The following is a 13,778-nucleotide window of genomic DNA, read 5'->3' as shown; positions in this document are numbered from 1 at the left end:
TTCCCGGGCTTCAAGATCGGCGTTTTTTCTCCTTTCTCCCGCCGCGGGATTGAGTTGAGGGGGTGACCTGACGGTCGCGAGCTTCACTCTGAAGGCTCGCGACCGTCAGGACGCCCCTCGCTGGATCTGCTCTCGAGTTTCGAGCCAGGCGCGTGCCGCGGCATCACTCTCTGCGAGTGCCCGGTATTCCTCGCCGGCCTGGCGCGACCGGTGACCGAGATGCGCCGCGATGACATTGCCCGCGCTCGCGGGGTCATGGTGACGCAGATAATCTGCCGCGAGCGTGCGCAGATCATGCGATGGCACGCCGATATGGCGCTTGATGATCTCGCTGGGATATTTGCTCGGGGGCACCGTCGTCGAAAGGGTCAACCAATTCTGGTCCAGCAATTCGCGATAACGCAGATGCACAAACCGATCGGGCCGTCCGCCGAGAATCCACACATCCAGAAGCTCGCAGATTTCGGGCCAGAGCGCTCCAGCTCCGGTTCCGATATCCGTTTTCTGCTGCTCCCAGCTCAACTCCCAAACCCCGTCCGGCGCCCGCGTCAGCTCTCGGCCGATCTGCCAGGAGGCAACGTCCCCGGTGCGACCGGGTTTATTGACGTGTATCCCGATCAGGACAGCAGCTCTGAGCGATGCCTCATGACGAGAAGAATGTCGCGGTGACTTGGCGGCCTGGTCCGAGAGGTCCGCGACGGTGCGGATGATCGCTTCGAACCCGCCTTTTTCCATGAGGTCTCGAATGCGGTCCGTTTTACGCTTCCCCTGCATCTTGGCCCTCTGCTTGCACAGGTCGCGCATGCGACGTAGCCCGTTCATCCCCTTGGTCGGAGCCCCACCGTGCTTCGTGAGCGCGATCAGAGCGTCGAGATACCCGGCGATCGATCGCTGCCGCACGCCATCCGCCTCGAGCGCCTCCGCCAAGCTGAAGGCAAGGTAGAAACTGGGATCCGGTGAGATCTCCAGCGTCTGCTGAATCCGCACGAGACGGCTCAGTGACGCGCAATAGCGCCGCTTGGAGCTCTCGCTGAGTTTGGCCGTCAGAAGGCCTGGCATCATGGATTGCCAGAGCGGAGGCCAGTGACCGATGTCGGGAAGCAGGGGAGCCGCGGATTGCGACACATCCCCCCTGCCCTTGCCGGACCGTTCGGCATAGCGTTCCGCCCGGACCTCTCGTCCGGCCGCGGTTGAGAGCCCCGGCGCGTAGCGTTCGAGCGTCACCAGAAGTGTCCTCAAACTCGCCTCGGAACGCGCCGCTCGCCGGTAGGTCTCCGCAGACGGATAGTCCTCTGGCTCCTTGCGCGCTTTCATCTCCGCATAGAACCGCCCTGTCACTGCGGCCGCGCCGCGCAAAAGATTTTGCCGATCCGCGAGCATTGCGCGCCGCACCGAAGGCGGCGCGGACGCGAGATGCTCTTCGAGGGTTAGTCGGGTCATTGAGCAATCCTCTTCTTCAGTTGCCGGAAAATCGCCGGGTGTTTCGCAAGCAGCACCTCGCGCATTCTGACCGCCGCCTGTTCGCCGCTGTCGCGACCGTAGTGCCGGCGCACGGTTTCTTCGGTGTCGCCCAGGATCGCGGCCACGAGGGCGAAATTGCCCGGATGAATAGCCAGCACCAACGTCGCGACCGCGTGTCGTGCCTGGTGAGGATTGAGATCGAGTCCGACGACCGCCGTGCCCATCCGCCAGAGATCCGCAAACGAGCTTGGAGCGAGACACCCGTCCGGAAGCGCCAGTCCCTTGCGGACGAGCCGCGGTTTGGCTGTTCCCGGAATGACGTAAGGCGTATCGGGAATGCCTCGCAGTTCCAGGAAACGGGCGCGATACTCCGTCATCCAACGCCACAGGATCGCGGCATCCGCGCCCATGACGTGCACGGTCACGGTCCGATCATTTTTGACCTCGCCGAGGGGAAAGCGGAGTTCTGCGTGGGACTTTTTCTTGACCCAGGTCAGGTGCCCCGACGCGCCTTCGCTGCCGCGATAGCGCAGGCGGATGAGATTTTCTGGCCGCACCGGTCGCGAGAGCTGAATGGCAGCGAGGACAGCAGCTTCATAGCGGCGGAGCGCGGAAATTTCGCGCGCCTTGGACCCGCTCGCGCGTGCCACCGAAATTTCCGTTTCGGCATGCTCGGCGATCAGGCTCGGCGCGTTCACAAACCGCGCCGCGGCCTCCGGCGAGCGTTGGAGAATTTTGCAGACACGTTCGGCTTCGGGATCTCTTTGCTTGCCCGGCTCCACGACGTGTTCCGCGTGTAATTTTCGCACCACGTCGACCGTCGCCAAGATCGAGGGATTACGCAGCCCGTGCGCGGCCAGTGTTCGAAGGGATGTAAGCCGAGCTTTGAGCGTCTGCGAAGACTTCGGATCGCGCAACGCGTCGCTCGCCTCCGATCTTGCAATCTGCTGCCGACAGGCGGCATCGAGAAAGGGATACGTCATCAGCGAAGCAAGGTCCGTCAGGTCGTCTCGGGAGAGCCCCTCTTCTTCCGCCGCGCGGACCAGCCAAGCGATCGCGCTCTGGTATCCGCTCTCGGCTGCCAACAGGTTGGTCGGAAGCCTGCGGCCAGACTGGCCGGTTGCCTCCTCGAGTTCCGCGAGCACTTTCACCGCGTCTTCGCCTGCGGCCATGCGCTCCCTCGCGTCGGCAACGAGGTCTTCGGGCTGCGCCAGACAGGTGAGGATCGCGCTGGCGACAGAGTTCCGAAACGCCAGCGGAAGGCTGTCCCAGACAATTCTCGTTGCACGTCCGGAAGGCCGTGGGTTCCTTAGCGCATCCGCAGGCAGCAAATCGCGAAGGTGAGGGTCGTCCAACATCTCGACGCGAAGCTCCGCAAGCAGCCTCAAGGCCTTACGAAGGGACTTTCTTGTGCTCGCCGAAATCTCGCCGCTGATGCGCTCGATCTCCACTTGGTCGAGAGCTTGCGGCGCGCAGTTCGCCCGCGCGCGAAGCACGAAGAGCGACCGGTGCCTCCCGTGCGCGAACCGCGCACCTTCCTCGGCAAATCCTTCATGCGCTTGGACAAGCTCGATCAGCCTGTCCCAGTCCGACCGACCCGCCCGCTCGGGACCGGAGCCTGCTTGAGCCTCGTGAAAGCGACGCAGGAGCGCGCGCACCCGCGAATTCCCCGTTGCCCTGCTCTGTTCGAGATCTCTGGCCCGGCGCGCCACAGGCCCATAGGAGCTCGGTGCAATGTGTCGGTCGAAATACCCGAGATCGGCGGGGATCAGACCGATGTCGTCATCGATCATCGCGAGGCGCGCAGGAAACTTCTCGAGCTCGCGGATCGCATCGTAGGACTGATCGGTTTCCTTCGCCCAAGCGAGCACATCGGCGAGGGACGCATGTTGAGTTTCGGGGAAATCATCGTGGGAATATTCGCTCATCGCTTTGCCTTTTCGCTGCGCCCCGGATCAGGGCCCTCGCGAGATGGGGCCCGGATATCGGGGCGGTGCGGAAAAGCGCGAAATTTGTTCTGTTTGGACCAGGTTATGCGTTTCGGAGGCGTTTCGGCTTTCGGTCAGCGGACACGAATTCAAACGAACTGTCGATTTTTCAAAGTGAGCAATGGCATGTTAAGGTGTAGGGTTTCAGCGTCGACGCGTTACTCGAACAGGCGCATAGGGCGGTTTCCGGTCCTTCGCTGCGCAAAGGGCTAAAGACTGCAATTGGCAGGGTAATACCCCCTGCCATCTCAGATGGGTAGGTGGTGGGCTATCTGATGGTGGCCTACTTTTCCGTTGATACCCACGGCAGTTCTTTGCGGACGAAACGTCGATAAGCGCATTTACGGGCGCGCTTCTTCCCTCGAATTTTATTCCATAGCCTCGCGATCCAACCGAGTGCCTCGGCTTTTACCTTTTCCCATTCCTCCTTGAGCATGAATTGGGAGTGACGAACGAACGTCCTCTCTTCCTTTCGGAAATCGTCCCCAGGCTTCTCGGCGGCTTGGACGAGAAGCCTGAGGTGCGCGATAAGATTTTTGTCGATCCCACCCTCGTCTGAGGGATTGAGTTGCAAGGATATGAGCGAGATGAGGCCGTCAGCCCTATTTCTCTTCTCATCATAAGCTTGACCCTTTTGGGGCTCGTTGTTTATCGCGGCGCACACTTGCAGCAGTTCCGCAATATTTGACCTTAACTTTTCGATCCACTTCGATCTCTCCGCCGTCACAGATGAGATATAAACAGATCTGCGGCCCGTCAAAAAAGCACTAAACGCGGAAAAGATTACTCCACACACGGCGATAATGGCCGCGCTGACGGTCGCCGCCGCCCCTGGATTGGCCTCAATCCATGTAAATAGTTCAGTCGGATATGCGGTCATGGAACATCTTCTCAACACTTCTCCATGCCCTATTTATATTGGTGGTGACGGAAGTGGAAGGTGAACTGCCCCCCCGAAATTCGGACACTCTCATAAGCTACGCTTTGCAGTCTGCTGGTCTTCGACGAGAAGGAGACCGGAGATGTCGAAACGCAAGCAGCACGCGCCCGAGTTCAAGGCAAAGGTCGCGCTGGACGCCCTGAAGGGTGAAGAGGCAGCTGGCGAGCCAATTCGGGGTGCATCCGACGATGATCCATCAATTGAAGCGGGCTCTGCTCAAAGTCGCTTCCGGCGTGTTCGAGCGCCGGGCCGAAAGAAGCCCGAGATCGACGAGGTGCAGGCGAAGGAGCTCCATGCCAAGATCGGGGAGCTGCCGCTGCCCAACTCTTTTTTGGAACGAAAGCTGAAGCCTTGGGGCAGGAAATGAGGCGCGGCATGATCGAGCCGAACCATCCGGATCTGTCGATTGGGCAGCAGTGCAAGCCGCTGTCGATCGCACGCTCACCCTATTACTACGAGCCGAAGGGAGAGACCGAACAGAAGCTCGACCTGATGCGGCAGATCGACGAGCAGTTCTTGGAGCCCCCGTTCTTCGGTCTCCGCCAGATGATCTGGCACCTCCGCGCAGTCCAAGGGACCGTGGCCCCAGTGGGGCCGCGTAAGTCCGCAGGACGGGCTCTTCGTGAACGAGAAGCGGAAACGGCGGCTGAAGCGCCTCATGGGGCTGATGCCGATTTACCAGAAGCCCAACACAGGCGGGTCGGCGAAGGGGCCCAAGGCCTATCCCTACCTGCTGCGATGTCTGCGGGCGGATCGCCCAACCGAGTCTGGTGCTCGGACGTCACCTACCGGCCCATGCGGCGCAGGTTGCTCTACCTCATGGCGATCATGGACTGGCGCACCCGCAAGGTTCTGTCTTGGCGGATCTCGAGCGCGCTGGAGGCCGACTTCTGTGTCGAGGCGCTGAACGAAGCCGTCCACAAGTTCGGCCCGCCCGAGATCATGAATACCGATCAAGGGTCTCAGTTCACTTCCATCGCCTGGACGGACCGGCTGCGTCGATCCGGCGTGCGCATATCGATGGATGGGAAAAGCCGGTTCCTCGATAACATCTTCATCGAGAGGCTCTGGCGGACCCTGAAAAACGAGTGCGTTTACCTGCACGCTTGGGAGACCGGATCAGAGACGAAAGTGGCCATCCGGAAATGGATGACGTTCTACAACTACCAGCGCCCTCACTCAGCCCTCGGCGGCAAGCTACCGGCGCCGGTCTATTGGCAGAGAAACGGTATCAACCAACCCGGTCAACAGGTGCAATGAATACCATAATTCACGTCAGGTTCTGTCTAAGAGATGGGGAGTAGCTCAAACCACATAATCTCAAGAGCGTCGCAATCAAGGGGAGAATTCGACTTCTTCATACTCAATCATCTTTAGCCGAAGTGAATCTGTTGAGTAAAACTCAGGATCAACACTTGAACTATCTGCAAAAATTACGACGGCATCTTTGCCGGGGGCCTGCGAACTATCGTAAATAACGCCTGAAATTGAAATACCTCCTTCCAGCTGCGAGCTTCGAAAATACTCACTGACCACCTGGGTGGGGACATATTCAATGTGTTCCCGCCCGTCCTTCAAGATGGGTTTCCTGAAGTCGCCAAGGAATCGCTTGATGAAAAACCAAAGAGGCCGGTCCTTATTGAGCTTTTCATTAAAAATACTCGGGATCGTTATCTCCCCTGTTAAGTCAATCAAGAAAACATCTCTATCCACTTCGAATGTGCCGCATGCGAAAGTTCCGGCCTTGTCTGCGATCTCTCGGAGACAAACCTCCATTTGGGTCGAGCCATAGAACATCGAGACTCCAGCCGGACTCATTCTGTTGGGCTGCTTCGCAAATCCCAATGGGGGTGGCCCCATACGCACTGCATCGAATGCATCCTCGCTAGGATCCTTAGCTTGACAACGCTTCACCTGCCATCCCTTGGGCATGTTTTTAATACGCCCCTGGCCTCGCAAAAACTCTAAAATATTTTGCAAAAGCTCTTGAGGCGCCAATTCAACTTCATCTCCATAGAGTTTTAGAATAATCTTGTCAGTCAAATCTACGCCAAAGAAGTATCGACGTTCGTGCTTAACGATATGACAAAATGCATCCCAGCTATTTGTTAGAAACTCAGCCTTGGTAGTTCGGACTGCATCGATCTCGGCCCATTCATACAGTGGCATCGTTGACGTTATATCATCAATAAGCTCCTCCGGTATGGCCTCATTGTAACCCTCAAAAAGGATCTCACCCAGCAAATCATATGTGCTCGTTGGCTCTCCGAACAACCACACTCCATCTTCTGCGTCGTAAGGCAATTCTTCTTCCGGGCTCCCCCATTCAAGTGAAAGCGACGAAATAATATGAGGGACAACGTCACTCATGGGCGCGACGCGCCCCGTAGAGCTGCAGTAGCTACATTGACCATCTTCTCCATGAGCATGGATGAATTCAACGATACCTTCTTCTCTCAAGCAGCCGGTGCAAACGAATTTTTTTTCAATTTCCAACCATCCATTCCCATACTGCCCGACTTCGATTGCCTTATCGCTCCAGTAGCCCATCCAAGTCCCCAAGATAATGATTGCAAGAATAGCATCGCGCGGTTACGGAAAGCGCACAAGCGGTTAATCGCTCGTATATTTCATGCCCACTTAGGGGAAGCTGCAACGCAGCGACCATATATAACGCGAATGCCCGCCTTGGGCCGCTAGGGCGGGACCTTCTAAACACCCTTAGGCCGGGCAAGACATTCCGCGACATCGCGATATAGTCGCGTGCGACTATAGAACCAGGATGATGCCTTGACGCCGTTGAATGACGAAGACCTGCCTCGGCTACAGCAAGAAGTTCAACGATTGCTGGGGCGATGTATGTTGCGGCTGCAGCAGTATGAACGGCTGATCAAGGCCATGGTGGCGCATCACAAGCTCTCAGTGCCATCTCATGATTTGGATCAGGCATGGGCCGCGCGAATTGGCAGCACGACCCGTAAAACGCTCGGCACCTTGGTTGGCGAGCTCCTTGGGTCGTATTTCGTGGCCGACAAGATCGGTCCGCCTGAAGATACGACGACCGTCTCTTCCGAGACGCTCAACGGGTTCGTCTTGCGGATGACGGTTCACCTACCGGATATAGATTTCGCGCGGCTCGAACGTGAACTTAGGGAGTTGGTCGATCTAAGGAATAATCTTGTTCATCACTTCATCGAGCAACACGACATCGGGAGTTCAGATGGGTGCCGTGGAGCGCAAGAGGCCTTGATCAAGGCCTATAGCCGCATCGATCAGCACCTCGCACAACTTCAGGAATGGGCTGAAGAAATGCAGAATCTGAGACAGGCGGTGGCGGAGGCCATGCAGTCGCAGGCCGTCAAAGACTTTTTCATCAATGCGATCTCCTCCGACAGCACCGTAAATTGGTTTGCCGCAGGCATAGTGAGCACCTTGCGAGAAGCCTTCCAGGCATTGGCTGTCGATGGGTGGGCACCGCTCACCGAGGCCGGCGAATGGATCACGACGCGGTATCCCGAGCAACTCCCTGCCAAATATGGATGCCGGAGCTGGCGGCAGGTTGTGCATACGGCGCCCGATTTAGAACTCGCGTATTTTTTGATTGATGGAAGACGCTCTGCTTTCTACCGGCCACAAACGTGACGATAGACGTTGCGTTGAAACATTCGCCTCGAATGGCCGACATGCGTCACTCCAAGGCAGTCTTCGAGTAGCCGCGCCGCAGAAGATTCAGCTTTGTGAGTGGCGGGCAAGGGGCTGAACCGGCCGCGAAGGATAGGAGCGTCACTGCGCCTGCTGCTGTCGGGATTTCGCGCTTTTTGTCGTCATTTGACGGGCCCTCGCAGATACGCCCTCGAACATAACCCCGATACATGTTTGGAGGCGCCTGTGCGAATGTCTTGCGTTGCTATTTTCTGTCGAGATTTGACGAAGTGCTCTATGCGAAACACCTTCATCCTTCGAATTCATCGTCGCACTCCCATTCGAACTCGAAGCCATGCCGATGAACTAGCCATTCCTTTGCATCGTGCGGATTCATTCGGACGGATCCAAACACACAACGCGTTGGAAGACCGTCCTCAATCCAGCGTTCTATCGTGCGGACTCCAAAACCGCACGCGTGTGCCAGCTCAGGTTTTGTCTTCAAGGGGGTTCGATAGCGTTCTCGCAACTCGCCTTTAGGGATGGGGCCGCGTTCGCAGGCCCAGACGTCCTCCCAGGTCAAACGAAGAGAACGATTGACCCGGCTCGCATGAAGGTCACCGGATTTGATACGGCGGGCTACGGTGGAGTTTGACAATCCGTAGTGACGGGCAACTTGTTCGATCGTCAGCATCTTTCTCTCCCGATGTTCAAACAGGAAAGAGATAGATCCTTTCATGGCGCCACCGAAAAACGCGCCTTAGCTATTTGCTCGATCGAGGCTGTTGAACCAGCAGGTAATCCCCCAAACAAATGCTGTTCGATAGCAGACTGACAAAACAACTCGCTAAGTATTCTGCGCCAACGCTTCGGCTTGCTTCAGGACCAATTGGACGGCCTCGGCTTGCAGGTCAGGCGGATACCCGAACTTCCGTAGGATGCGCTTCACAGACACCCGCATCTTGGCACGCACATCTTCCCGTTGCCACCAGTCGACGCCGGAATTTTCGCGCACGGACCTGACCAACTCGGCAGCGATGATTTTCAGCTGATCGTTCTTCAGGACCTCAACCGCGCTCTCATTCTGAGCGAGTGCGTCGTAGAAGCTGCGCTCGGCCTCCGACATATCGTCGTTCGGTTGCGCCTTGAGCTCATGCGCCAAGCCGATGAGTTCCTGTATGACCTGCAAGGCATCAACGCTGCGGTTATGATATCGCGCAATCGCATCGGTCAGCCGCTCCGAGAACTTCTGGTTCTGAACGACATTACCACGGGTCCGCGCCGCGATTTCTCCATTCAGAAGCTTCTTCAACGCCTCGACGGCAAGGTTCTTGTGCTTCATCCCCTGGATTTCGGCCAGAAACGCTTCGGAAAGAACGCTGATATCGGGGCGGTCAAAACCGCAAGCTTCGAGAATGTCGACGACTTCGGTCGAAGCTACCGCTCGGTTGAGGAGCTGTTCTATTGCGAAATCCGACGAGCCGCGGCCGGTCGAGCTTCCGGTGACATCGAATTTCTGGAGCGCCGCGCGCACAGCGAGGAAGAATGCCACCTCTTCCGCGTGGGACTTTGCCTCAGGGGACCCCGCGGCGAGCTTGAAGGCTTTCGCGAGCGCTGCAACGGCGTCGAAATAGCGCTTGCCGAACTCCTTCGTCCCTTCATCGGCCTCTTCGCGTGCGTGACGCAAAATATGATCGGTCGCCGCTGGCAGGATAGTGAGCCGCTCACTTGCCGAACCGCCGAGCACGCCCGCGTAATCGAAACCATGAAAGAGCGCGCGCGCGACATCCAACGCGCTCAGGAAAGCCGCGACAGCCTCGCGTTCGTCGATACCCGTTTGCGCCTGGTCTCCCTGCGAGTAATGGGCCAGGGCTTTCTTCAGGTCGGCAGCCAAACCGATATAGTCGACGACGAGTCCGGCGGGCTTGCCTGCAAACACACGGTTTACCCGTGCGATGGCCTGCATCAACCCGTGTCCCTTCATCGGCTTGTCGACGTAGAGCGTATGCATGCAGGGCGCGTCAAAGCCGGTCAGCCACATGTCGCGAACAACCACGAGCTTTAGCGGATCCTGTGTATCCTTGTAGCGTTTACGCAGGGCTTCGAGTTTCGATTTACTGCGGATATGCGGTTGAAAAGGCTGAGGATCGGTCGCGTTCCCGGTCATCACAACCTTCACAGCGCCGGTTTCGTCGTCTTCGCTGTGCCAATCGGGGCGCGCTGCGACGATACGTTCGTAAACCTCTACGCAAATTCTGCGGCTCATGCAGACGATCATTCCCTTGCCGTCGATGGCCTCAAGCCGAGCGTCGAAATGCGCGAGTATATCGGCGACGACCACATCGAGACGCGGCCCCGCCCCGACCAGCTTTTCAACCTGAGACCACTTGCGTGCGGCTTCTCCAGCCTCGGTCTCGGCCAAGCCTTCGGTCGCCTCGTCGAACTCCTCGTCAAGGCTTTCGCGAAATTCATTCGCTATTTCGACGCGCGCAACGCGACCTTCATAGAAAATCGGGACTGTCGCGCCATCCGCAACCGCCTGTGCGATGTCATAGACATCAATGTAGTCGCCAAAGACAGACCGCGTATTTGCACCAACCAACTCGACGGGCGTGCCCGTGAAGGCAACGTAGACCGCGTTCGGTAAGGCAGACCGCAGGTGATGAGCCAATCCATGACGCATCTCGCCTGTCTTGCGATCGATCTTGGCTTCGAACCCGTATTGCGTGCGGTGCGCCTCATCGACCATGACGATAACGTTCGAACGGTCGGTCAGCTCGGGAAAGTCTTTACCTCGTTCAGGCCGAAATTTCTGAATCGTCGAAAAGACAATCCCACCGACCTCGCGGTTCAGAAGATCCTTTAGATCGTCAATACTGTCGGCCTGAACCGGATCCTCGCCAAGCAGGTCACGGCAACGACCGAAGGTCGCGAAGAGCTGATTGTCGAGGTCATTGCGATCCGTCAGAACGAGAAGCGTCGGGTTCTCAAGTTCGGACAGATGCATGGCGCGTCCGGCAAGAAAGGTCATCAGGAGCGACTTCCCCGAGCCTTGCGTGTGCCAGATGACCCCACCCTTTCCATCGTCTCCACGCGCAGAGAGGATCGACGCCATCGCTTTCCGCACGGCATGATACTGGTGATAGCCTGCGGCCTTCTTTATCGGCCCTTTGCCCTCATCCTCGAAGACGGTGAACCAGCGCAGCATTTCCAGCACCACCGGGCGCCGCAGCAACCCATCCGTCAAGGTATTGAGCGCGAGCGCCTCGTTCTCTGGCAAGATGGATTCACCATCGATCGTGCGCCACCGCATGAAGCGATCAAACCCAGCAGAGAGCGTGCCGTAGCGCGCATTCATACCATCCGAAATCACCGAGAAAAGCGATGTGCGGAACAGGTTTGGAATGTCCGACTTGTAGGTTTCGATCTGATTGAAGGCGGCCTCAAGGTCAGCCCCTTCTGTTCCTTTCAACTCCACTACGATCAACGGCAGACCGTTGAGATAAAGGACAATATCAGGGATGCGCGGCTTCCGCCCGACTATGTCGACCTGGTTGAAAGCGTGCCAGGCGTTTTCCTGATCCTCCCAGTCCACCAGACGAGCACGATCATGACGCTCTTCTCCCCCGTGAAAGTATGTAACCGGCACGCCATCGGTAATCAGCCCGTGGAGACGTCGGTTCTCTGCCATGAGATCACCAACGAACTTCTCGTCATGCACGCGCGCAATAACCTCTTGAACCGCACCGTCCGGCAACTCCGGGTTCAAACGCCGCACGGCTTTCTCAAACACCTTACGCAGGATCGCTTCGTGAAAGCTGCGACGCTCCGGATCGCGTTTTTCGGGCGATATCTCGGCACCGGACGCGGTGACATAGCCCAAGCCCGCCAGCTTCTCCATCATCGCGTCTTCGAGATCGCTCTCCGAGAGCCACGCCATCAGTTAGTGCCCCCGGGCTTCATACGCCCCACGAATGCCCGAACCGGCTCGGAAAAGGTGTCATCCATCTCGCGATAGTGTTCAACAAGCCAAGCGATCATCTTCGGCCAATTCTCTTTGCTGTAGCCCTGAACCGGAAATTTGCAGACAATCATACTAACTTTCTTGTCGTCGATCCGACGCCACTCAATATCCGTTCCAATCTCTTTCTCGTAGTGCTCACGATTTTGAAAAAGTTGATCAAATAGCCATTTGTTTTCTTCCCGATCGTCCCTTCCCAACTGAAACTCTACTCGGATTTCGCTTTTCAAGAAAATGAGCCTGATAAAGCAGCCAGCGACTCCTGTTCGAGCATCTAACCAATGTTTCTTCGATGGCGTAATATTGGACCATCGCTCCTGCCCCGCGTCACGAAAACCCTCGAGAGCTTTTTCCCAAAACTCCGCCTTCAACTGTTCGGTCTTTTCTTTCGCGCCCTTCGCCGATTTTTCCTCGCTGTCCTTCTCTGCCATCTTGATCATGTAATCGGCGGCCTCGGGCGTCGGGATCACCTGCTGCAGATCAACGAAGATTTCTTCTCCGAACTTGTAGGGCACGACCTTGATGCAGCGCGCGTCGATCTGGTGCTCGCGCAACCAAAGAACCGTCGCCGTCACCTCGCGCCGGAAATTCGCGGCGATGAACACCACGCGCTGGTTCGTTCCGTCATTCAGCACGACCTCATCGAGCGTGTCCTCCCCGAGGAATTCACAGATCGCCCCCGCAGCGTCTCCCCCACCCTGCTTATCGAGATATTGCTGATAGACGCCGACGATCTCGGCCTTCTTCAGGCTCGAGCAATAGGCGGCGTATTTCAGGGCCTGCCAGACGACATCGCGCCCGGAATCGTCGAGCTTGTTCTCGATCACCACCAGCTGCCCGTTTCGGTCAAGCGCCAACAGATCGAGCCGCTCGCGCGTGCCGTCGAATCCGTCGAACTCCTTCTGGATGATCAGGAGCCCCTCCTCACCCTCGCTCATCGCCTCGCACAGCGCGTCAGGCATCGAGGCGAGCCATTCCTGCAGATGCTCCCGCTCCCGAAATCCGACCTCGGAGAAACTCGTGCGCTCGAGCTTGCGCAGACGGTTGGTGGAACGGTCGATCTGAAACATTATTCTTCCTCATCAAATGCTTCATGGGCAAGGCCGTAGGCATCCCAAGTCTCGCATATTCCAACAATGTCGAAATCACGGGCTATCGTCATAATCCGAGCGACGAGCCTCTGCTCGATCAGCTCGTCCTCCTCGAAATCTTCTACTGCTCGGTCCATTTTCCAGCAGATCATTGTCTTGATCACATCGCTTTCGGGTGCGGAAAGCAACTTTACCGTTTGCCGACAGGCGTGCCGTAGATGTGAGGCATAAGAATATTCGAATTGGCCGCATCCCGGCTCTTTTAGAACCCAAGCGAGTTCTTCGACGAACGAGGCATCTTCGACAGATCCGACATATGGCCAGCGAAAATAGTCTCCTGAGAATCCCTGCGAGCCCCAGCCGCGGATCCGCCACAGAGTAAAAAAGGCATATCGATCAAGAAGATCATCTGCGATCCTAAGAAGTAACTCGAGGTGAGACTCAGACTCTTCAATCGTGGGTATTCTCTTCGTAAGCTTCATTGCACGCCCATGGAGTGATCCTCGATCGCGTAGAGCGCATCCGGCATCGAAATCCACCATTCGCCCCCCCGCGCACTAAATTTAACGTTGAAAAATATTGTGCGCTCGAGCTTGCGTAGGCGCTTGGCGCAACGGTCGATCTGTATCATCAGG

12 protein-coding genes are annotated in these 13,778 nt (G+C 57.2%); 3 read left to right on the top strand and 9 right to left on the bottom strand.

Going from position 1 to position 13,778, the window contains the following annotated elements; translation table 11 throughout:
• Positions 1-105: 105 nt before the first annotated feature.
• From ACZ7GB_RS07945 to ACZ7GB_RS07935, 3 genes are all read right to left on the bottom strand, one after another.
• The gene (locus tag ACZ7GB_RS07945) at positions 106-1,440 is read right to left on the bottom strand and encodes a hypothetical protein (protein ID WP_472158197.1); all 1,335 of its coding nucleotides are present in this window, start codon (positions 1,438-1,440) and stop codon (positions 106-108) included.
• On the bottom strand, positions 1,437-3,389 hold the full coding sequence (locus tag ACZ7GB_RS07940) for a site-specific integrase (protein WP_472158195.1): 1,953 nt from the start codon (positions 3,387-3,389) through the stop codon (positions 1,437-1,439). The genes ACZ7GB_RS07945 and ACZ7GB_RS07940 overlap by 4 nt, the downstream gene beginning before the upstream one ends.
• A gap of 343 nt (positions 3,390-3,732) precedes the next feature.
• Positions 3,733-4,329 (bottom strand): hypothetical protein, encoded by a 597-nt coding sequence (locus ACZ7GB_RS07935; protein ID WP_472158194.1) that lies wholly within the window; start codon positions 4,327-4,329, stop codon positions 3,733-3,735.
• A 142-nt stretch (positions 4,330-4,471) separates the two neighbouring features.
• Between ACZ7GB_RS07935 and ACZ7GB_RS07930 the strand changes: the two genes are divergently transcribed.
• Both ACZ7GB_RS07930 and ACZ7GB_RS07925 read left to right on the top strand, forming a co-directional pair.
• Positions 4,472-4,756, top strand: coding sequence for a hypothetical protein (locus ACZ7GB_RS07930; protein WP_472158193.1), 285 nt, complete (start codon positions 4,472-4,474; stop codon positions 4,754-4,756).
• An 8-nt stretch (positions 4,757-4,764) separates the two neighbouring features.
• Positions 4,765-5,649, top strand: coding sequence for an IS3 family transposase (locus ACZ7GB_RS07925; protein WP_472158192.1), 885 nt, complete (start codon positions 4,765-4,767; stop codon positions 5,647-5,649).
• A 75-nt stretch (positions 5,650-5,724) separates the two neighbouring features.
• On the opposite strand, the gene ACZ7GB_RS07920 is transcribed toward ACZ7GB_RS07925, so the two are convergent.
• Positions 5,725-6,939 (bottom strand): HEPN-associated N-terminal domain-containing protein, encoded by a 1,215-nt coding sequence (locus ACZ7GB_RS07920; protein WP_472158191.1) that lies wholly within the window; start codon positions 6,937-6,939, stop codon positions 5,725-5,727.
• Between the two features lie 240 nt (positions 6,940-7,179).
• Between ACZ7GB_RS07920 and ACZ7GB_RS07915 the strand changes: the two genes are divergently transcribed.
• Entirely contained in the window at positions 7,180-8,031 is an 852-nt protein-coding gene (locus ACZ7GB_RS07915) for an OST-HTH/LOTUS domain-containing protein (RefSeq protein ID WP_472158189.1), read from the top strand.
• Positions 8,032-8,341: 310 nt separating this feature from the next.
• Here the strand turns inward: ACZ7GB_RS07915 and ACZ7GB_RS07910 are convergent, their stop codons facing one another.
• The 5 genes from ACZ7GB_RS07910 to ACZ7GB_RS07890 form a co-directional block, all read right to left on the bottom strand.
• Positions 8,342-8,725 (bottom strand): helix-turn-helix domain-containing protein, encoded by a 384-nt coding sequence (locus tag ACZ7GB_RS07910; RefSeq protein WP_472158188.1) that lies wholly within the window; start codon positions 8,723-8,725, stop codon positions 8,342-8,344.
• A gap of 153 nt (positions 8,726-8,878) precedes the next feature.
• Positions 8,879-11,971 carry a type I restriction endonuclease subunit R gene (locus ACZ7GB_RS07905; protein WP_472158186.1) on the bottom strand — a complete coding sequence of 1,031 codons (3,093 nt, stop codon included), beginning with the start codon at positions 11,969-11,971 and terminating at the stop codon, positions 8,879-8,881.
• On the bottom strand, positions 11,971-13,122 hold the full coding sequence (locus ACZ7GB_RS07900) for a DUF4268 domain-containing protein (RefSeq protein WP_472158185.1): 1,152 nt from the start codon (positions 13,120-13,122) through the stop codon (positions 11,971-11,973). Before ACZ7GB_RS07900 ends, ACZ7GB_RS07905 begins: the two co-directional genes overlap by 1 nt.
• Positions 13,122-13,625 (bottom strand): hypothetical protein, encoded by a 504-nt coding sequence (locus ACZ7GB_RS07895; RefSeq protein WP_472158183.1) that lies wholly within the window; start codon positions 13,623-13,625, stop codon positions 13,122-13,124. Before ACZ7GB_RS07895 ends, ACZ7GB_RS07900 begins: the two co-directional genes overlap by 1 nt.
• The gene (locus tag ACZ7GB_RS07890; protein ID WP_472158182.1) at positions 13,622-13,774 is read right to left on the bottom strand and encodes a hypothetical protein; all 153 of its coding nucleotides are present in this window, start codon (positions 13,772-13,774) and stop codon (positions 13,622-13,624) included. The genes ACZ7GB_RS07895 and ACZ7GB_RS07890 overlap by 4 nt, the downstream gene beginning before the upstream one ends.
• Between the last annotated feature and the right edge of the window lie 4 nt (positions 13,775-13,778).

It is taken from the genome of Thioclava sp. PTB-PU3-1, assembly GCF_055666785.1.
This window is presented reverse-complemented; position numbering and strand designations above follow the sequence as displayed.

Coding starts and splice junctions, on each gene's coding strand:
- ACZ7GB_RS07945 (WP_472158197.1), bottom strand. CDS start 1,440: ATGACCCGACTAACCCTCGAAGAGCATCTCGCGTCCGCGCCGCCTTCG.
- ACZ7GB_RS07940 (WP_472158195.1), bottom strand. CDS start 3,389: ATGAGCGAATATTCCCACGATGATTTCCCCGAAACTCAACATGCGTCC.
- ACZ7GB_RS07935 (WP_472158194.1), bottom strand. CDS start 4,329: ATGACCGCATATCCGACTGAACTATTTACATGGATTGAGGCCAATCCA.
- ACZ7GB_RS07930 (WP_472158193.1), top strand. CDS start 4,472: ATGTCGAAACGCAAGCAGCACGCGCCCGAGTTCAAGGCAAAGGTCGCG.
- ACZ7GB_RS07925 (WP_472158192.1), top strand. CDS start 4,765: ATGATCGAGCCGAACCATCCGGATCTGTCGATTGGGCAGCAGTGCAAG.
- ACZ7GB_RS07920 (WP_472158191.1), bottom strand. CDS start 6,939: ATGGGCTACTGGAGCGATAAGGCAATCGAAGTCGGGCAGTATGGGAAT.
- ACZ7GB_RS07910 (WP_472158188.1), bottom strand. CDS start 8,725: ATGCTGACGATCGAACAAGTTGCCCGTCACTACGGATTGTCAAACTCC.
- ACZ7GB_RS07905 (WP_472158186.1), bottom strand. CDS start 11,971: ATGGCGTGGCTCTCGGAGAGCGATCTCGAAGACGCGATGATGGAGAAG.
- ACZ7GB_RS07900 (WP_472158185.1), bottom strand. CDS start 13,122: ATGTTTCAGATCGACCGTTCCACCAACCGTCTGCGCAAGCTCGAGCGC.
- ACZ7GB_RS07895 (WP_472158183.1), bottom strand. CDS start 13,625: ATGAAGCTTACGAAGAGAATACCCACGATTGAAGAGTCTGAGTCTCAC.
- ACZ7GB_RS07890 (WP_472158182.1), bottom strand. CDS start 13,774: ATGATACAGATCGACCGTTGCGCCAAGCGCCTACGCAAGCTCGAGCGC.